16 protein-coding genes and 1 tRNA gene are annotated in these 20531 nt (G+C 40.5%); 10 read left to right on the top strand and 7 right to left on the bottom strand.

Features of this window, described 5'->3' with window-relative positions:
* Positions 1-46 precede the first annotated feature (46 nt).
* The 4 genes from ACE01N_RS18755 to ACE01N_RS18740 form a co-directional block, all read right to left on the bottom strand.
* Positions 47-2098 carry a TonB-dependent receptor plug domain-containing protein gene (locus ACE01N_RS18755; protein WP_380592292.1) on the bottom strand — a complete coding sequence of 684 codons (2052 nt, stop codon included), beginning with the start codon at positions 2096-2098 and terminating at the stop codon, positions 47-49.
* Between the two features lie 11 nt (positions 2099-2109).
* Entirely contained in the window at positions 2110-2928 is an 819-nt protein-coding gene (locus tag ACE01N_RS18750; protein WP_380592290.1) for a FixH family protein, read from the bottom strand.
* A 316-nt stretch (positions 2929-3244) separates the two neighbouring features.
* On the bottom strand, positions 3245-3550 hold the full coding sequence (locus ACE01N_RS18745; protein ID WP_375726307.1) for a hypothetical protein: 306 nt from the start codon (positions 3548-3550) through the stop codon (positions 3245-3247).
* Positions 3551-3739: 189 nt separating this feature from the next.
* Positions 3740-4621 carry a T9SS type A sorting domain-containing protein gene (locus ACE01N_RS18740; RefSeq protein WP_380592287.1) on the bottom strand — a complete coding sequence of 294 codons (882 nt, stop codon included), beginning with the start codon at positions 4619-4621 and terminating at the stop codon, positions 3740-3742.
* 674 nt (positions 4622-5295) lie between these two features.
* On the opposite strand from ACE01N_RS18740, the gene ACE01N_RS18735 reads away from it, so the two are divergent.
* Entirely contained in the window at positions 5296-5673 is a 378-nt protein-coding gene (locus ACE01N_RS18735; protein ID WP_380592285.1) for a GxxExxY protein, read from the top strand.
* A 575-nt stretch (positions 5674-6248) separates the two neighbouring features.
* Here ACE01N_RS18735 and odhB read toward each other — a convergent pair.
* Together odhB and ACE01N_RS18725 are read right to left on the bottom strand one after the other, a co-directional pair.
* On the bottom strand, positions 6249-7499 hold the full coding sequence (gene odhB / locus ACE01N_RS18730; protein ID WP_380592283.1) for a 2-oxoglutarate dehydrogenase complex dihydrolipoyllysine-residue succinyltransferase: 1251 nt from the start codon (positions 7497-7499) through the stop codon (positions 6249-6251).
* Between the two features lie 12 nt (positions 7500-7511).
* On the bottom strand, positions 7512-10358 hold the full coding sequence (locus ACE01N_RS18725; RefSeq protein ID WP_380592281.1) for a 2-oxoglutarate dehydrogenase E1 component: 2847 nt from the start codon (positions 10356-10358) through the stop codon (positions 7512-7514).
* 325 nt (positions 10359-10683) lie between these two features.
* Here ACE01N_RS18725 and pyrB point away from each other — a divergent pair, with 325 nt between their 5' ends.
* From pyrB to ACE01N_RS18710, 3 genes are read left to right on the top strand one after another with little or no spacing between them, the layout of a single operon-like run.
* A complete protein-coding gene (gene pyrB / locus ACE01N_RS18720) occupies positions 10684-11592 on the top strand; it encodes an aspartate carbamoyltransferase (RefSeq protein ID WP_380592279.1) in 909 nt (302 codons plus the stop codon).
* An 18-nt stretch (positions 11593-11610) separates the two neighbouring features.
* Positions 11611-12075: an aspartate carbamoyltransferase regulatory subunit gene (gene pyrI / locus ACE01N_RS18715; RefSeq protein ID WP_375726301.1), complete on the top strand. Its 465-nt coding sequence runs from the start codon at positions 11611-11613 to the stop codon at positions 12073-12075.
* A 45-nt stretch (positions 12076-12120) separates the two neighbouring features.
* Positions 12121-12696: a flavin reductase family protein gene (locus ACE01N_RS18710; RefSeq protein ID WP_380592277.1), complete on the top strand. Its 576-nt coding sequence runs from the start codon at positions 12121-12123 to the stop codon at positions 12694-12696.
* A gap of 52 nt (positions 12697-12748) precedes the next feature.
* On the opposite strand, the gene ACE01N_RS18705 is transcribed toward ACE01N_RS18710, so the two are convergent.
* Positions 12749-13207, bottom strand: a complete 459-nt coding sequence (locus tag ACE01N_RS18705) for a GAF domain-containing protein (protein ID WP_380592275.1) — start codon at positions 13205-13207, stop codon at positions 12749-12751.
* Between the two features lie 137 nt (positions 13208-13344).
* Here ACE01N_RS18705 and ACE01N_RS18700 point away from each other — a divergent pair, with 137 nt between their 5' ends.
* The 6 genes from ACE01N_RS18700 (at position 13345) to xerA (ending at position 20304) form a co-directional block, all read left to right on the top strand.
* Positions 13345-13968, top strand: coding sequence for a hypothetical protein (locus ACE01N_RS18700; RefSeq protein WP_380592273.1), 624 nt, complete (start codon positions 13345-13347; stop codon positions 13966-13968).
* 5 nt (positions 13969-13973) lie between these two features.
* Positions 13974-14852: a M90 family metallopeptidase gene (locus tag ACE01N_RS18695; RefSeq protein WP_380592271.1), complete on the top strand. Its 879-nt coding sequence runs from the start codon at positions 13974-13976 to the stop codon at positions 14850-14852.
* A 195-nt stretch (positions 14853-15047) separates the two neighbouring features.
* Positions 15048-16556, top strand: a complete 1509-nt coding sequence (locus ACE01N_RS18690; protein WP_380592269.1) for a rhamnogalacturonan acetylesterase — start codon at positions 15048-15050, stop codon at positions 16554-16556.
* A 190-nt stretch (positions 16557-16746) separates the two neighbouring features.
* On the top strand, positions 16747-18093 hold the full coding sequence (locus ACE01N_RS18685; protein ID WP_380592267.1) for a glycoside hydrolase family 88/105 protein: 1347 nt from the start codon (positions 16747-16749) through the stop codon (positions 18091-18093).
* 229 nt (positions 18094-18322) lie between these two features.
* Positions 18323-18394, top strand: a tRNA-Gly gene (locus ACE01N_RS18680).
* 551 nt (positions 18395-18945) lie between these two features.
* A complete protein-coding gene (xerA, locus tag ACE01N_RS18675; protein WP_380592265.1) occupies positions 18946-20304 on the top strand; it encodes a site-specific tyrosine recombinase/integron integrase in 1359 nt (452 codons plus the stop codon).
* Positions 20305-20531 lie beyond the last annotated feature (227 nt).

Here is a 20531-nt window from a genome sequence, read left to right as displayed (position 1 = left end):
TTTAATATACAATATCAATCGTATTACATAATTGTTATGTTTTTAATCATATTTTGATCCGAAGACTCACATAGAATGATCTTCCCGGCCGGTACACATTTCCCCAGTCCAGATGTGTTTTGTACGTTTTGTTTAACAAATTATTCACTCCAGCACCAAGCTCTACCTCCGTCAGTTGCAGGTAAGTTTCGTATAACAGACGTAGATTTATCAAATCATACCCTGGTGATTTAGTCTCACCATATGCAGCATTGATCCGGTTTTGCGCTGCTGCCAGCTCGTTTTCTGCCTGAAATGAAAACTGATCCTTCTGTACATAAAAAGTGGTGTAGTTTTTAAAAGGTTCGATCAATGGGACCGGTTCACCCGATGACAACCTGCCATAAGTATACCTGAATGTTGATACGATGCCAAAATATTTTGCAGGAAGCCACTGCATATATAGTGAATTACCGGATATCAGTGCTCCGTCAATGTTCTGATACATTCTTGTTCCACTGGCATAAAGGTTCATTTTGGGGATGGATGAATTGGTTATTCCCATGATATAGTTTTGAATAAAATGCAAACCGGCCTCCCCTTTCAGTTTAAATTTATCTGCCGTATAACTCAGCTTTAGTATCGCATCAAGAGCCGATTCATTTTTCAGATCAGGATTTCCAATGTAATCATACCCGTCGTATGCATTGAACAAATAAAATCCGTAAAGTTCTGTTATATCAGGAATACGTTCACTGTAACCACCTCCGGCATGGAATATCCAATGCTTATCCGGTCTTAGTTTCAGGTTAATATTTCCTCCCTTTACAAGTCTGGAGTCCGGTTGTGAAATGTCATAACCGAATACAGTGAATTGTCTTTGTCCCGCTAATGATGTCACCGAGGTTGAACTGTAATCCAAACGGGCATCAGCAAACAGTTCCAGCTTATCGCCAAAAGCATGCGTATAACTAACGTATGCTCCCGATACATAACGCTGCATATCCGGCCAGGTTTCCACGTACATGGGTGGTTCACCAGGCGAACTGAAATTACGCATATGCATGGTCATCTCGGCCCTGGCCATATTCAGGTAATTATCCAGCTTTACAAATAAGTGGCCCTTGGAACCGAGCCGGTAATCTGCTTCAGCATATGCACCAAACGTTTTGCTCCACCCTGGCATATCCATCCGCATTACCACGGTATCGCCCGTCTCAAGGTAAAATACCGAATCGCGCTGAGAATCATCCATCTGATGATATACTGAATTCCCGTAAAGCTTGACTTTTAACAAATCCAGCTTACCTGTATTGGCTAATTTGTAATCCAGGCTGTAAATCTGACCTGTAGCCTGCGACACATCCATTGGAAGCGCCGGGTATCCTACATTTCGGGCATCATCATATATTACATCAGCCCGCAGCAGTTGTTTATCTGTAAGCTGATACGCCAATGCGCCATGCAGATTTTTTTTTGAAAACTGTGAAAAAGGTACTGTTTTTCCGTTTCCGTCACGATATTCGGAATGGTTCCTTGTGGTGGTGCTGAACAAGAGTGCCCACCGGTCCTGATTCAGATAGAATGCCAGGTTCCCATCAATTCCTCCCGAATTTTCAGAATATGAAAGACCGCCTTCTGCACCGAATGATTCTCCCGCGCCCGGAACAGGTTCTTCCGTAATTAAATTGAGTGAACCACCAACTGTACTGCCCATCCGGTTACCCTCTGACCCGGATAAAACCTGAATTGAGGACAAATTAACTGGCTCAATATACGATGTTACCGGATCCATTTTATCGGTGCAGGCGCCGAACATGTGCATGCCATCGATGGTAACATTTATCCGGCCTGCTCCCATACCATGAATCAATGGTTCCATAGCATATGCTCCCCGCCGGATGAGAGAGACACCTCCAAGCCGTGCCGTTATATCATCAATAGACGAAAATTGTGAAGTCTTGTAGAAATTCAGCATCAACCTGTCGCTTACAGGCTGAAATGCTGAAATCCTTACCTCATCGATTAACAATGTATCATTGGTTCTGTACGCCGGATTCTGGCCACTAATATTCGCCATAACCACAATGTACATAACTACCATTATATATCTGTTCATGACAGTGTTATTTACTGAAAGGTAATATCAAAATATGCATTATCCTTTACCACTTGTCCGCCTTTTTTTATGTTGAGATTTACACGCCACCAACCTGTCATGGTAAAGTTTACCTTTCCCTTATAGTGGCCTTTTTCTGTCCGCTGCGGATCAACATTATTAGGTGAACCGTGGTCCATAGAAGGCATTTCCGGTGTAATCTCCAGGGACAAATCATCGGCTGCCGGAAAACTCATCATATTTTCCTTGTAATGCACAGAAAACTCAATATCGTTCATGCCAACTTCCGGGTTTAGCGGTGATACCAAAGACACAAAATAAACGGTACTGTCAATATCCGATACGACCATTATTTTACGCACCTCACTCAGTGCCCTTACTTTAGGAAGCTGAAAGTTTACCGTATCTGCTGTACCGGCTTCATTTAGTGTCAGCTTAAGCGACCATCCCATATCACCGGTAGACGGCATGATAAAAACTACAGCACCTTTATACATTCCTCCCTGTTCAGCCTGTACCGGATTTTCAACCGGTGCAGCATGTACCTTGGTCATCATATCCATCAGGGGATGAAACTGCAGTTCTGCATCATTTACCACAGATCCGATTCCAACCTCAGTCAGTGAAATGTAGAGGTTGTTATAGCCTTCAAAAAGAGAATCTTCTGCCAGTACTTTTACAGCATAATCACCAGAATTACTTATGCCTTCGGCAATGGTTATCATGTCTGTTTCGGTGATTGGGTCCATGTCATTATTTTCACAGGAAGATAAAACCATCACTGTGGGCAACAGCAATGCACCAAATAATTTTAAAACATTGTATTTCATTATATTATGATTATTTCAATTAAATTTATAGTATGCATCTACAGCATACCTTATCATGTTTCAGAAAAAATCTGAACAAAATCAGGATCAGTTATAATAATGATTTCTCCTACTTATTAGAAAATATCCCGATACAATGGGACGGACGATTTGAACATGGTGGGTAAATCTTTCTGTTTTTAAATCTCCCGATCCTGCTGACACTACTGTCAGGACCACCCTCCTTTTAAAAGAGGGACGGTTTATGCAGATCGATTAACTAACCATATAAAAAATCGAAACAATATTTACCTTATAACTTTCGAATTGATCCTGCCTATGAAATAATCGCTTCAGGAGGATGGAAACAGGAGGAAGGATATAAGTAAGAATACAGATCCTTTGATTTATTAAAGTCATAATCATCAGCCGGCTGATCAGGTCTGGTCCATTTTATCACAGAAATGTAATCGTTAAAACGAAGCTTAATGCTGATTCTGTTAGCCGGTGTGGACTTATCCGTTTTTTCAGGTTCGGGAGCAACTTTTTTAATTTCCTTTTTAAGATGACAACATCCGTTACAGGTATTAACTTCCAGATCCCGTTGTTCACAAAGGTTTTCAACAATATACTTATGATTCATGTAATATTCAATCCAGGGAAATACAGGAAGTAATACCTGGAACAAAAATACGGAGAGTAATATTGTCGCATACCAGCGGGTCATGCAACTAAAACACTAGGATTCGTAAATTGTTTAATTCCTGTCAGTTAAACTCACAAGTTATTACCGGATACTTTTAAGTAACCGGTAATAAAAGGTTGAATTAATCTATCGGATAAAAAACTTTCCTGATGAGATGACACCCGATTCTGACGTTATTCTGATAATATAAACTCCTTTGGTCAAATTGTCAACAGTTATTGGATTTATGTCGTTGGTTGATTCTTTTATCAGTTTCCCGCTGAGGGTATAAATTTTCACGTCTCTAATATCATTCCCCGTAAGATATAATTGCCTGCCAACCAACCTGAAATCGGGCCTTTTTAGTGATGGTTTTCCGATATTTGATACCGTCTCTTCAAACAGCTTAAACTCATCAAAAGCCACATCTTCTTTTCCACTGTTCAGATTTACACTGATTCTCAGCGCGAGCGAATCTCCCCAGACAAAGAATGATTGTTCCAGTTTAACCATCGTTCCCTCCGCAGAAGAGATACATGTACTATCCCCTATGGCATCAAAATCAGTATCCCAATACATTAAAGAATTGTATTGTGATCCGTCATTAGCCAGAACCAGCAGATTTTCCCAGTCATTGTCATCAATTTTATACTGCAGGACAATGCCGTCTGTCCTGTCAATCTCTCCGCCATCCTGGATTACTTCAGCAAACAGGCCTTCAAAGCGTACTTTGACCATATCTTTAATATCAATGTGGCTCCAGGTTAATTGAGAAGGACTTGCACTCCCATCCCAGCCTCCATCGTCAATATCCTGACAGGCGAAAAAGATACTGTCCGCTCCGGAGTAACTTACATCAATGCTGTCGTTGGTAACGCGCTGAAAATAGTCAGACTTTCCATCATTTCCTTCAGCTCCCATGGTAACCTGGTATAAGTCTGAGGTCAAAAAACTCTCGTGAAAAAACTGTGCATTCATTACAGATGAACACGCCAATAACACAATTAATAGTAAATGAATTGCTTTCATGGTTTAGTAATTTAGTGATTAATAATATGTTGGGTTAGGGCCCGAAAGTACAACGTTATGAAAATATGTTTAGAAAGTCAATACCTTGTGCAATATTCTGCAACATATATAGCAACGAATATAATTAGTGATGTTCAGTATTTTGACGATTAGTGTTTGTCTGCAAAACTTTGCGATTTTCATCTGCGGGACTCTGCGATTTCATCTGCGGTACTCTGCGAGAACTTTTTTGTTTCTCGCGGATTTGCGCGGAATATTTTACGAATTTTCGCAGAACATTCATATGTAAAGGTTAATTATTAAAGACTTGGGGTTTGGATACAATCCAATACAAAGCAAAACTATTTCAGCGAGACTCTGCGTGTTTTATCTGCGGTACTCTGCGAAAACTCCTTTTGTTTCTCGCTGATTTTCGCAGATTATTTTACGCGAATTTTCGCAGAACATTCATATGTACAGGTTAATAATTAAAGACTTGGGGTTCGGATACAATCCAATACATAGCAAAACTATTTCAGCGTAACTCTGCGGTTTCATCTGCGGTACTCTGCGAGAACTCCTTTTTATTTCTCGCTGATTTTCGCTGATATTAAACGTTGATTTATGCAGACTTTCAATTTTGACAATTGACTGATTATAAGTAAATTTGTTCATATTACCAAAACCTAAAAAAAATGACAGAAAATGAAATTTCTTATTTGATAAGAGGAGCTGCTTTTACCATCCACAAAGATTTGGGACCTGGACTTTTAGAAAGTGTATATGAAATGGCTCTTCAGTATGAATTAGAACAATCCGGTTGTAATACAAAAAGACAAGTCGGAGTTCCAATGAAATACAAAGAAATAAAGTTTGACGTAGGGTTCAGATTAGACTTACTTGTTAATGAGAAAGTCATTGTAGAGATTAAATCTGTTGAAAGTCTCCTGGATGTTCATCACAAACAATTACTGACCTACTTAAAATTATCGGGTAAAAAGCTGGGGCTATTGATAAACTTCAACTCATTATCTCTAAAAAATTCAATTGTTCGTATTGTAAATAATCTTTAATTTCTGTGTAACTCTGCGAGAACTCTTTTTGTTTCTCGCTGATTTACGCGGATCTTTTACGCGGATTTTCGCAGAACCTTTATATGAACAGGTTAATTATTAAAGACTTGGGGTTCGGATACAATCCAATACATAGCAAAACTATTTCAGCGAGACTCTGCGATTTCATCTGCGGTACTCTGCGAGAACTTTTTTGTTTCCCGCTGATTTTCGCAGATTATTTTACGCGAATTTTCGCAGAACATTCATATGAACAGGTTAATTATTCCAGGCTTGGATTTCGCATATAATCCATTCCAAAGCAAGACAATTTCTGCGTTACTCTGCGTGTCTCATCTGCGGTACTCTGCGAGAACTCCTTTTGTTTCTCGCTGATTTTCGCAGAACTTTTACGCGGATTATCGCAGAACTTTTGCCTGACTCCCACTCTCCAAAATCTAATTAGTCACCGGGTGATTACTTTCATTACTCATATTATTCACCCGTTGACCATCCTTCACAAAAAAGACGCCCCAATCGGACGTCTCCATTAATACTATTTAAAATCTTATGTCTTAAATCTTGTGTCTTGTGTCTCAGATTTCCATAAACAAACCTTCCGGATTTTCAAGGTATTGTTTCAGTTTAACCAGGAAGCTTACAGAATCCTTTCCGTCAATGATCCGGTGATCGTAGGATAAAGCCACATACATCATCGGACGAATCACTACCTGACCGTTTTCTGCAACCGGACGCTCTACAATGTTATGCATCCCTAAAATAGCAGATTGCGGCGGATTAATTATCGGTGTGGACAGCAATGATCCAAATACACCACCATTAGTGATGGTAAAAGTCCCACCTGTCATCTCTTCAATGGATAACTTTGCCTCACGGGCTTTTTTGGCCAGATCACCAATTTCCTGCTCAATCTGAGGAATGGACTTTTTGTCCGCATCTCTCACCACAGGAACCATTAAGCCTTTTGGCGTGGAAACAGCAATGGCTACATCTGCATAATTAGGCATAACAATCTGATCCTCATCTATCCGGGCATTCACCATCGGAAAATGTTTCAGTGACTTCGCCACGGCTTTAGTAAAGAATGACATGAATCCCAGCTTTATGCCATATTTTTCAATAAACTGTTCGTTATATGTTTTTCTCAAGTCAATGATCCGGTGCATATCCACTTCGTTAAAAGTAGTCAGCATGGCTGTTTCATTCTTTACGGCTACCAGACGTTTACTCAACTTTTTGCGCAGTTGCGACATCCGCTGATGCTCCTCCTTTCGTTCCTCATATTCAACACTACCGGAAGGTAAGGGAGCTTTTTTCTCATTCAGAACCATATTTACTTCCCTGCTGCTAATGCGTTTCAGACCACTGATAATATCATCTACTGAAACACCAGCCTCATCCATCATGGCTTTGGCAACCGGCGTTACTTTTACATCTGCATGCTCAGACGATGATCCAGAAACCGGTTTGGACGTCTCCTTTTTTTCAGGTGTCTTCTCATCCTTTACTTCCTCTTTGGGCTTTACCTCTACTTTCTCTTCTTTTTCTGGTTTAGCTGATGCTTTTGGTTTTTCCGCAACGGCACCCTCCGCTTCAGTATCAATTTTGCAGGCAATATCACCCGGTTTTGCCATTTCCCCTTCCTTAATCAGAATAGAGATCTTTCCGCCTTCTTCTGCAAGTAAAGGCAAAGTAGCCTTATCCGATTCTATTTCGGCCAACTCCTGATCCTTTTTAACCTGATCGCCATCTTTCACGTTCCAGGTTGCCAGTTCAACTTCTGTAATAGATTCCCCGGGTGAAGGTATTTTAATTTCTAAAATCATAATTTATGGTTCTTATATTGAGAATTTTGACTGATCGTGCAGAAAATAATGCTGCTTTAAAATTTCTTTTCGCGAAGCGCCTTCCACACATTGCAGAGCACAGTAATCGTTGTTCAGTTTACAGGTACATTTGCGGAATACCTTATCGATAATTTCCTTCTGCCCCACCTTATGTAAACCTTTCAAACCCGTTGCCGGACTACCGCTTTTTCTACGTGCCACAGGAATAAGCTGTACATCACGCAGGTTTTCACGAATATAGTACCATGCACCCATGTTTTCCGGCTCTTCCTGTACCCAAAGATGCAACAAGGCATTCGGATATTTTTTGATAATCTTTTTAATCGCTTCTGCAGGGAACGGATGTAGCTGTTCAATCCTGATCAGGGCCACCCTTTTTGCATCAAGATCAGTTTTACGTTCCAGAAGATCATAATAAATCTTTCCGGTACAGAATACTACCCGTGTTACGGATTCCGGTTCATTATTATCACAATCCAGCACCTCCTGAAACTCACCATTCGTTAAATCATCGTACATTGCAACTGCTTTAGGATGGCGCAACAGACTTTTTGGTGTAAAGATTACCATCGGAACTCTGAAGTCGCGCAACATCTGACGTCGGAATGCATGAAAAAGGTTGGCAGGAGATGTGAAATTCATGATCTGCATATTGTTACGTGCTGCCAGTGCCAGAAAACGTTCAATACGAGCGCTGGAATGCTCCGGCCCCTGTCCCTCGTATGCATGTGGCAACAGTAACACCAAACCGTTCATATTGCCCCATTTCTCTTCACCCGAACTTACAAACTGGTCAATTATAACCTGAGCCACATTGGAAAAATCACCAAACTGAGCTTCCCAGATGGTCAGCGTGTTCGGATCAGCCAGGGCATAACCGTATTCAAATCCCATTACTCCGTATTCATTCAGTGGTGAATTATACACACTGAACCGTCCTCCTTTCTTGCCAACATTCTGAAGCAGTTTAAAGCGCTGCTCACTTCCCTCCACTGTTAGTTCTGCATGGCGGTGAGCGAATGTACCGCGTACTGAATCCTGTCCGCTTAAACGAACGCCAAAGCCCTGTTCAATAAGTGTTCCGTAAGTCAGAAGCTCTGTCATACCCCAATCGAACACGCCATTCTCGACCATGCTTTTGCGGTCGTTTACAATTTTAACAGCTTTACTGAACAAATTGATATTATCGGGCAGCAGGTTGATCCTGTTTCCAATTTCAACCAGATCATCTTTACTGACCGCAGTTTTTACCGCTTTAAAGAAGTCTTCCTCTTCTGGATACCTGAAATTTTGCCAGGTGAGTGGCATGAATTGACGAATATCCAGTTTTTTCGATTCGCGGGCGATCGCCAGCTTATCTTCCAGCATCTGGTTATATTCGTCGTTCATTTGTTGCAGCTCTTCGGCTGTACATATACCTTCATCAATCAGTTTCTGACCGTATATTTCTTTTGGGTTCGGATGACTTGCAATCTCCTTGTACAACAACGGCTGGGTGAATCTTGGTTCATCTCCTTCATTATGCCCGTACTTTCTGTAGGATAATATATCAATGAATACATCCGAATTAAATTTCTGTCTAAATTCTGTGGCCAGCAATGCCGTATAAACAATGGCTTCCACGTCGTCCCCATTTACATGGAAGACCGGGGAACGGGTTACTTTAGCTACATCCGTACAATACGTACTGGAGCGTCCTTCGAGGTAATCGGTTGTAAAACCTACCTGATTATTGATCACAATATGCACTGTTCCACCTGTTTTATACCCCGGTAACTGTGCCATCTGAACCGTTTCGTAAACCACGCCTTGTCCTGCAATGGCAGCATCACCATGAATAGCAATTGGGACAACACTGTCTACATCACCATCATGTTTATTATTGATCTTTGACCGGGTTAATCCTTCTAATACCGGGAGAACCGCTTCCAGATGCGAAGGATTGGGAACAAGGTTTACCAGTGTTTTATATTTATGATGGATCTGTGCTTCACGCCCATACCCCAAATGGTATTTTACATCACCCAAAGAAATGCGTCCTTCATATTCTTCCCCTTCAAATTCGCGGAAAATATGTTCCAGTGGTTTTTGAAGGATATTGGCCAGTACATTTAAACGGCCCCGGTGAGACATCCCAATGGTATATTCTTTAGCTCCCATTTCCACGCCTTTAAACCCTATGGCGAAAATTGCAGGTATGAGTCCTTCGGTTCCTTCCAGAGAAAACCGTTTTTCTCCAATAAATTTCTTATGGATGAACTGTTCAAAATTCACAGCCTGCATCAACTGTTTATAAAAAGCCTTTTTCTGCCGGGGTGTAAAATTGATCCCGTTCTGAGACTTTTCCATGCGTTCCTCCAGCCATGCCACTACTTCCGGATGTCGCATATACAGATATTCCACACCTATTGACTTACAATAAGTAGCCTTTAGATGTGCAATAATATCTTTTAGTTTAGCTGTTCCTATACCAATCTGGTTTCCTGCATAAAAAGGAGTTTCCAGATCGTCCTCTACCAATCCGAAGTTTTCAATATCAAGGGTTGGAAAATATTTACGACGTTTTCTTACAGGGTTTGTTTCCGTATAAAGATGTCCCCGTTGACGGTAAGCCATAATGAGGTTAATGACTTTAAATTCCCGATCGCTAAGCGCATCACCTTCTACGGCTACCGGATCTTTATAAGCCTTTAACGCAAAATCGAAGCCTTTAAAAAAGTCTTTCCAGGATTTTTCAACACTATCAGGATCTTTTAGGTATTGCTGATACATTGCATCAATTGATCCTATTTCACTACTAGCTAAATAACTGAATGGGTCCTTGTTCATTTGTGCCATTGACACTGCTGTTTTTTGTATAAAACAATCCACAGTATAAAAGGTTTTCTAAAATATTTTTTAATTAAAACCTGTTGAAAACTGTGTGAAAAAAATCACTCAATATGATTACATAATCGAGGTAAATATACTATTTTTGAGCTTTAAGATGACTAAAATAATTCCAAACTGCAACCTCCTATATAAATCCGGGCACAGAAAGTCTCCGAAAGGTTACAGGTTTTATTTTTCTGACAACGAAAACAAACTAAATTTTCAGATAACCAATGTTACAAAATGTAATGTTGGTTTTTTTTTGTTTGATAACTGAAAAACACACTGATAAATGGAACACAAAAGTTTAGTATCAATTACGGATTACTCCAAAGAGGAGATTCTGAGAATTGTTGATCTGGCTGCTTATTTTGAGAAAAATCCCAACCAGAACCTGTTAAAAGGGAAAGTGATTGCCACTTTGTTTTTTGAACCTTCTACCCGTACACGACTGAGTTTTGAAACAGCTATCAACCGGCTGGGAGGAAGAGTCATCGGTTTCTCCGATTCAAAATCGTCGAGCACCTCAAAAGGAGAAACACTGAAAGACACCGTTAAGATGGTGAGTAACTATGCTGACCTGATCGTGATGCGCCATCCGTTGGAGGGCAGTGCAAAGTTTGCATCTGAACAGGCTTCAGTTCCTGTGGTCAATGCCGGAGACGGAGCGAACCAGCATCCGTCACAAACCCTGCTCGATCTGTACTCCATAAAAAAAACACAGGGTTCCCTCGAAAACCTGAATATTTTTATGGTGGGTGACCTCAAATACGGGCGCACGGTTCATTCCCTTCTGATGGCCATGGCACACTTTAACCCGATCTTTAATTTTATTGCTCCTGACGAACTCAGAATGCCTAAAGAATATAAGAACTACTGTACAACACAGGGCATCCGGTATTTTGAACATTCCGAGTTCACCGATATTATCAGTGAAGCCGACATTCTGTATGTAACCAGAGTTCAGCAGGAACGGTTTAATGATCCGATAGAATACGAAAAGGTAAAAAACGTATATGTACTGAGACGCAAGATGCTGGAGAATACCAAACCCAACCTAAGGGTTCTGCACCCATTGCCACGCGTAAACGAGATTCACGAAGATGTGGACAGCAGTGAAAAAGCATATTACTTTGACCAGGCCAGAAATGGAGTTTTCACCCGTATGGCAATCATAGCATATGCACTTGGACTTGTATAATCATTAAAAATTACTCCAATGGCAAAAAAAGAATTAAACGTAAGCGCGCTCCAGAACGGAACCGTAATCGATCATATACCGGCACAGAACCTGTTTAAAGTTATTAATATCCTTGGCCTTGAAAAGGTAAAAACCATGATTACTTTCGGCACTAACCTTGACAGTAAGCAACAGGGTAAAAAAGGGATCATAAAAATATCGGAATATTATTTTAAGGATAACGATGTGAATAAGATTGCGCTGGTTGCGCCTCAGGCAAAGCTTAACACTATTAAGGATTACCATGTAACTGACAAAAAAGTTGTGGAAGTTCCTGACGAAATTGTCGGTGCAGTACGGTGTATGAATCCGGCCTGTGTGACGAATCACCAGAAGATAACAACCCGTTTTTATGTTACTGACAAGAAAAATATCAACCTGAGATGCCATTACTGCGAAAAAATAACAGACCAGGAAAATCTCAGATTTATTATGGAAGAATAGGATTTTTTCTTTCCGAACAATATATTTGCATCTCAACGTATAATTATGGCTAAAATTAACTGGAAGCCGGGGACAATGATTTATCCGTTGCCTGCAGTAATGGTAACCTGCGGCTCAACCCCGGATGAACATAACATTATTACCGTTTCGTGGACAGGTACCATCTGTACCAATCCTCCCATGTGTTATATTTCGGTTCGACCCGAACGGTATTCCTACCCGATCCTGGTGAAAAACATGGAATTTGTGATCAACCTGACCACAGAAGACATAGCAAAAGCTACCGACTGGTGTGGTGTGCGTAGTGGTTCGGAATATAACAAGTTTAAGGAAATGGGCTTAACCATGGGGAAAGCATCTGTGGTAAAAGCACCTACTATTGAGGAATCGCCCATTAACATTGAATGTAAAGTAAAAGATATTGTTCCTTTGGGAACACACCATATGTTTATTGCTGAGGTGGTAAATGTGATAGCCGATGAAGAATACCTGAATCAAAAAACAGGGGCATTTAAGCTGTCGGTAGCCAAACCGATTTCATATGTTCACGGTCATTATTATGGCTTAGGTGAAGAGATCGGGAAGTTTGGTTTTTCGGTTCAAAAGAAGAAAAAAGAATAATTTTTAGTCAGCGGATGAGTATAAAAGTCTTGTAAAACTCATCCGCTGACTTTCAACCGTAAATAAGCCCTATTATTTTTTCCAGCCCTTCCCTGTCTGTCTCATCAAAACTATTCAGATCGCGACTGTCCACATCCAGACATCCGGTAACCGTATCTCCGTTTATCAAAGGCACAACAATTTCAGAATTACTTAAACTACTGCAAGCAATGTGCCCCGGAAATTCCTCCACATTGCCAACCACAACTGTTTCTTTTCGGTCGATGGCTGCCCAGCAGACACCGGTATGTTGTTTTAAACGCAAACAGGCCAGCGGTCCCTGGTAAGGACCAACGTGAAGCTGTTCCCCATCCAGAAGATAAAAACCTGTCCAGAAAAAGTAATCCATTTTATGATGTAATACCGCAGCTATGGTTGCCATACGTGACACCGGATTTTTTACCGGTTCAACCAGGTCCTTAATCTGAAGGTACATCCGCTCGTATCGTGCAGCTTTTGTTTTTGCGTTCATCCGTAAAAATTTTGAACAAAATAAGTATAATTCGCTCCCAATTGCAAGACCTGATAACGTTTGTAAATGTGATTTTTCCCATTACGTTCGGTTCAAAACAAAAAAATTGTATTTTTACTCACATCAAAAAATTTACCATGAAACCACTATTAACTATTTTACTTGCACTGTTCTGCCTGAACGGCATAACGCAAAACTTCACACTGTCCGATTCCGGATTAAAAAAAGCTGAAAAGAAAGCAAGTGCCGAAGCTGTGATGTATGGCAAAAAAGGTTTTGTTTGCAAGGATGGCAGCGACTTAAAACAATCGCTTCTGGACTTTTACAGGGAGGTAAACCTTATGGATGAAAAAAAGATCCCAAAATATATCTGGGGCATGGGCATTTCCAAAGCATCTACCGAAGAAGAAGCATATAAAGGTGCTTACAAGGATGCCATTGATAACGTTCCCGGTGTTATGATAACTTATTTCCAGATGTGGACCATGGCTTCAAAAGCAACAGAAGAAGAGAAAGAGAAAGTACAAAAGGCCATTGAGAATGCAAAAAAAGCTATACAGAAAGCCTGTGAATCGCAAAAGTATGATGTAAAAATTTACCTGGTCAGTGAAAAATCAAATGCTGTTCAGGTTCATGTAAGAACACTGGCCGATCAGAATAACATGAAGGAAGTTGCACGAAAAGAGATCATGAAGGAGCTCCAACAATTAACCAACTGGGATGAGCCAAAAATGCGGGCACTTCTGACCTTTGAAAAATAATACCAATGAATTTAAGTGTATTCGCAATTGCTATTCTGGCCAGTATCGGACTATTTTTTATTTACAAAAATATTCACACCCGAAACTGGAGGCTTCCTGAAAAACCATTCCCTGAACAGTGGCGAAAAATACTAACGGAATATGTTGAATATTACCGGTCGCTGGACAAAGCCGATCAGGACCGGTTTGAATATAAAGTGGTTGAATTTCTGCTGAATTACAGGATCACTCCGGTAGATTGCACCATTGACATGACCGATCGTCTTCTGGTTGCTGCGAGTGCCACCATTCCTATTTTTTCATTCCCCAACTGGCGGTACAACAACCTGAATGAAGTGTTAATTTACCCATCGTCCTTCAACGACGGGTTTCAGATTTCGGGGAAGGACACCAATATACTTGGTATGGTAGGAACCGGTTTTATGGAAGGGAAAATGATCCTGTCGAAAACAGCGCTTCGCAATGGTTTTTTGTACAGTAGTGATAAACGAAATACGGCTATTCACGAGTTTGTACATCTGATAGACAAAGCAGACGGGACCACAGACGGGATTCCTCAGTTACTTCTTGAAAAACAATATGCTCTTCCGTGGTTTAATCTGATGGCCAGCGAGATAGATGCCATTACCAAAGGCCGTTCCGATGTTCATCCGTACGGTGCCACCAACAATGCAGAATTCCTTTCTGTTGCCAGTGAATACTTCTTTGAGAATCCTGCCATGCTTTCCACTAAACACCCGGAACTGTACGATGTGATGGAGGAAATATTCAACCAGGATCTTAAAAATCAAAAAAAAGTCCTAAAAACAGTGCTACACCGCAATGATCCATGTCCCTGTAACAGTGGGAAAAAATACAAAAAGTGTTGTGGAAAAAATTTGTAACAATTCTTTTTAAACTGTACCCGATACACGCAACACATTTCTATTTTTACTATTTTTATGACGATTTTGAGAAAAACCAATTAATAACAAATCAATATATCGGATCAGATTCGCCATCTTGTTTTCAGGCAACGGGTAAAACAAAATATTTTACCGGATATGGTTCCGAACATTGATGAACCAAAAAATTTAGCAATGACCAGATTTCTGAAATTCATTCTGCTGGTATTTCTGTTCAGTGGATGCCATTCAAAAAAAGAAGAAGAAAAGGTACCAAAACCTACTGTTTACATTATAGGTGATTCAACGGTTAAAAACGGCCAGGGAGACGGCTCAGGTGGACTTTGGGGCTGGGGGGATCCAATTGTACAGTATTTTGATACCAGCAAAGTAAGCATTGAAAACCATGCATTGGGAGGAACCAGCAGCCGTACCTACCGGACAAAAGGACTCTGGGAAAATGTGCTGAATCGTTTAAATCCTGGCGATTATGTACTGATGCAGTTTGGTCATAACGATAATGGCCCGTTGAATGATAATTTCAGAGCAAGAGGAACCATTCACGGGATAGGAGAAGAAACAGAAGAAATTGATAACATGCTGACCGGCGAACACGAAACAGTACATACCTATGGTTGGTACATCAGGCAATATATTACAGAAGCCAAAGCCAAGGGTGCTATACCCATCGTCTTCTCTCCTATTCCAAGAAACGACTGGAAGGACGGTAAGGTTATTCTTAACGATAACAGTTATGGAAAGTGGGCACGCGAAGTTGCTGATTTTGAAGAAGTATGTTTTGTGGATCTGAATAAAAAAATGGCGCTTGCCATGGATAAAATCGGTCAAGACAGTGTAACCGGATTTTACTTTTTTAAGCGCGATCACACACATACCAGCGCACAGGGTGCGGTACTGGCAGCCTCACAAGTTGTAGAAGGTTTAAAGGAACTGGAAGACTGCAGCCTGAAGGATTATTTACTGGCCAATCCGGTAATTAAATTTCCCGTGAAACGAAATGTCTGGATCATTGGTGATTCTACCGTAGCCAATGGAAATGACAGTATTGTTGGCTGGGGACGTGAATTGTATGCATACATGGACACCACCCGCGTAAATGTGATAAATAAGGCAAGAGGTGGCCGAAGCAGTCGTAGCTACCGGTACGAAGGATTGTGGAAGAATGTTCTGGATCAGCTTAAAAAGGGTGACTTTTTATTGATTCAGTTTGGACATAATGATGGCGGAAACCTTGACAAACCAAAATTCAGAGGGTCGCTAAAGGGAATGAGCGACTCCGTAGTTCAGGTTACCAGGCGGGACAGCATCATTGAAATTGTACACACGTACGGTTGGTACATGGAAAAGTATGTTTCTGAAGCTTTAGAAAAAGGGGTGAGTGTTATTATTATCTCGCAGATCCCGAGAAACATCTGGCACGATGGCAAGGTGGAACGTGCTGATGAAACATATGGAAAATGGGCCAAGGAAGCTGCCATAAATGAAGGCGCATTTTTTGTTGACCTTAACAATGCCGTTGCTGAAATTTATGAGACAATGGGACCCAAAATGGTTAGCGAATACTTCCCTAAGGATCATACCCATACCAATGAGGCCGGCGCTAAGCTTAATGCATTGACTCTGGCACAGCAGATATATGAGCTAAGGGATTGTAAACTGAGAGGATATGTGGAGTTGAAATAGACATAAGAATCAAGACGTAAGACTTAAGATATAAGATTTAAGAGGAAGAACTAAAGTTATTGTATGTCATTCATTGATAGAATAAAGGATATATTTTACCTCACTGACAGCCACCTTGAAAATAATGGGGAGACAATAAGGAGATCCCGTGGCAAGCCACGAGGAATTAATCAATTAAACATCTGATAATATGAACATAAAAACTGCATTCGTATCCCTGACAGGGTTATTACTTATAAACCTTTCAGTTAGTGCTCAAAAGCGGCAAACTGATTCCACTACTCCGCTTCACCTGATGCAGCCAGACTATGAAACGCCGTATCATAAACCGGAAAAGGCAGACATTGTTACCGTGCTTGACCGTGTGTATGATTATCTGAGCGCCACAACACCAACAGTGTTGGTGGATAAAACAACGGGAAAGGAAATTTCGGATCACAACGATATAAATCTTAATACGATTTTTGAACCGGGCGACTTCAGGCTCATCAGCTATGAATGGGGTGTGACATATGCCGGAATGTTGCTGGCAACACAAAATACGGGAGATCCTAAATATGCAGGATATACCGAACAACGCTTTAAGTTTTTAGAGGATATTCGTCCGTGGTTTATAAAGCTCGACAAAGAAAATCAGGGTCAGCGTTATGCCATGTTTTCGGTTCTGCATCCTCATGCACTGGATGATGCGGGTGCTATGTGTGCTGCCATGATTAAAGCTGAACGCGATGGTTACAAAGGAAACCTTGATCCGATGATTGAGAATTATATTGATTACATCAGCACGAAACAGTTCAGATTAAAAGACGGGACATTAGCCCGTAACAGGCCACAACCCAATTCGCTGTGGCTGGACGATCTGTTCATGAGCGTTCCTGCTTTGGCTCAGATGGGAAAATATTCCGGTAACACGAAATATTTTGATGATGCCGTGAAACAGGTCCTGCAGTTTTCCAAACGCATGTTCAATAACGAAAAAGGATTGTTTATGCACGGCTGGATCCAGGGAATGGATGAACATCCTCAGTTTCACTGGGCACGCGCCAATGGATGGGCAGTAATGACCCTAGTTGAACTGCTTGATGTATTACCTCAGGATTACAAAGGCAGAGACGAAGTTCTGGATCTGTTGCGTTCTCACATCTATGGTCTGGCAAAATATCAGTCAGGTAAAGGTTTCTGGCACCAGTTAATAGACCGAAATGACACCTATCTTGAAACATCAGCCACAGCAATTTATACATATGCCATTGCAAAAGCCATTAATAACGGATATGTGGATGCCAAGGTTTACGGCCCGATGGTATGCCTTGGGTGGAATGCCGTTGCTACTAAAGTAAATGAAAAAGGTCAGGTTGAAGGAACCTGTGTGGGCACCGGTATGGGTTTTGACCCGGCCTTTTATTATTACCGTCCAGTTAATGTGTATGCTGCACATGGTTATGGTCCGGTATTACTGGCAGGAGCCGAAATGATAAAACTGGTAAACACACATAAAATTGAAATTAACGATAGTGCCTTAATGTTTTATGACTAAAGTAAATGCCGCTATTTTTGTCTGCGATTATAATTTGCATTGAAAAAAACATTCAGGCTAATAATAACTAATCCGTATTTTATACCGATTATGAATTAAAATGTGCCTTATGTCGTTTCACTCATAATGCTCAATTAATTCTATACCGGCATTATCTTAAATAATACTTATTTCCCTCTTTGTTATATAAATGGGATTACTTACTTTTGATACGTATTTCGAATTACTAGCGGGAGTAGCTCAGGGGTAGAGCATCAGCTTCCCAAGCTGAGGGTCGCGGGTCCGAATCCCGTTTCCCGCTCATTATTCTTAAAGTTCATTCTAAAAATAATTATGTAGGTTGCTGAAGGGTCGCGGGTCCTCCCGATGTGTCGGGACCGTTTCCCGCTCACTATACTTAAAGTTCATTCTAAAAATAATAATGTAGGTTGCTGAGGGGTCGCGGGTCCTCCCGATGTGTCGGGACCGTTTCCCGCTCATTATTTTTTAGATTCACATTCTGTTACTGTATTTATCTGATTTACCCAGGATAGCAGTACCAGTTCATTCTGTTCACGCCTCCCCTCTCACACTATACTTCTTTCAATAAACCGTCATGTCTTTCCCTGGAAAAATTCCGGCTAACATATTGTGAGCAACCTAATTTAAATTCTTTCCATATTGCGGCTCAAATAACCTCAACAGAGCGACTGTAATCTAATTTTATATATATTTAAAAAAGATTTTGCCTGAAATTCTTTAGGAAGTATGAACGTTATTTAATTTAATTCCGGAAGCAATCCAATTTCCGGAAGTACATAGTCAGTATACGTATGTAACTGAGATGGCGAAGCAGTGAAAAATCCATAAATAATGATCAAACCTATCATAAAATTAGAACGTGGAATACACCGGGAAAAGCAGGTTATTTTCATCCGGTTCAGCTATGACCCAATTGTTGCGGCCCTGCTTAAACCAGTTGGTGCCACCTACTCCAATACTCATAAGTGTTGGTATATTCCCAGGGCCGTATTTAATTTTGAAGATTTTAAAAGCAAACTTCAGGATGAAGTTGAAATTACCTATGACCGCAAAAAGGAACACGAGACAGTCTCACCGGCACCTGTGCCTGCAAAAGAGAATATTACTCTTGAACACAACAGCAGCGACAGGGTAATTTATATTAAATTTTTCTACAACGAAGATGTGATAGAAAAACTGAAACATATAAAAGGAATTTGGTATCATCCCGGAGCAAAAATATGGTCCGTTCCTGATAATGAAGACAGCCTTGAGGCTCTGCGTCTGATATTTCCAGAGAATAACTTTAGTGTGACAGAAAGGACTACCGATAATCCTCTTTCAGCCATTAAGCAGTATAAAACCAAGCCCGAAAATGACCTGGTTCCCAGGCATTACACTGACCAGTTAATGCTGCAAAATAAAAGCAGGCGAACTATTGAAATTTACCAGAGTTTTATAAACCAGTTTTTGAATCATTTTCACGATACTGAACCTGATAAAATTTCTATTGAAAACATTCGGGAATATATTCTGGATCACCGGCAATACAAAGGATATTCCGTTTCGTACCAAAACCAGATGGTAAGTGCATTAAAATCGTTCTATAAAATTATGTACCATCGTAACGTGATGGACGCTGATATACCAAGGCCTAAAAAAGGCCGTCAGCTTCCCAAAGTAATTTCGAAAGAAGAGGTCGAACGACTGATTGGCGCTACTAATAATGCAAAACACCGCCTTATTTTGTTGTTACTTTACGGTTGTGGGTTGAGGTTGAACGAATTATTAATGCTAAAGGTTTCAGATATCAATATGAATAATAATACGCTTTGGGTTCGTAAAGGTAAAGGGAGCAAAGACAGACGTTTACCGATTCCCCGAAGCATTAAAGAGATGTTGGAACAATATATTAAAAGTTATTTGCCTCAACATCTTTTACTGGATGGATACAACGGTGAATCGTATGCCCCATCGAGTGTACAGAATATTGTGAAACGTTGTGCAAAACGGGCAGGCATAAATAAACGTATCACACCACATGTTTTGCGCCATTGTTATGCTACTCATATGCTTGAAAAAGGTGTTGATCTTCGTTACATTCAGGAATTACTTGGGCATAAGAGCAGTAAAACGACCGAGATATACACGTATGTTTCGAACCGGAAACTTGGAGAACTCGGCAACCCACTTGACGATATAAAATTTTGATTATCTTTAATAAAATAAAACCGATAAGAATTCGGCTTTATCGACCAATATGGTTGGATATACCGATATTATATCGGTATATATACTAGTTGTGCGCAACTTTAAAAAAATGGAATATGAAAAACTTTATGCTTGTATTAATATTAATAACCCAAATAAATACCCTATTTGGACAAGATTTTAAATTAAAGAAAAAAAGTGAGAATAAAAGAGAGGGTAAAGCTCAG

The organism is Quyinboa ferrireducens (assembly GCF_042436675.1).
In the GTDB taxonomy this organism is placed as follows: Bacteria; Bacteroidota; Bacteroidia; order Bacteroidales; family UBA5342; genus JBHJHP01.
The sequence above is the reverse complement of the archived record's forward strand: the minus strand, read 5'-3'. Positions and strand labels throughout refer to the sequence as shown.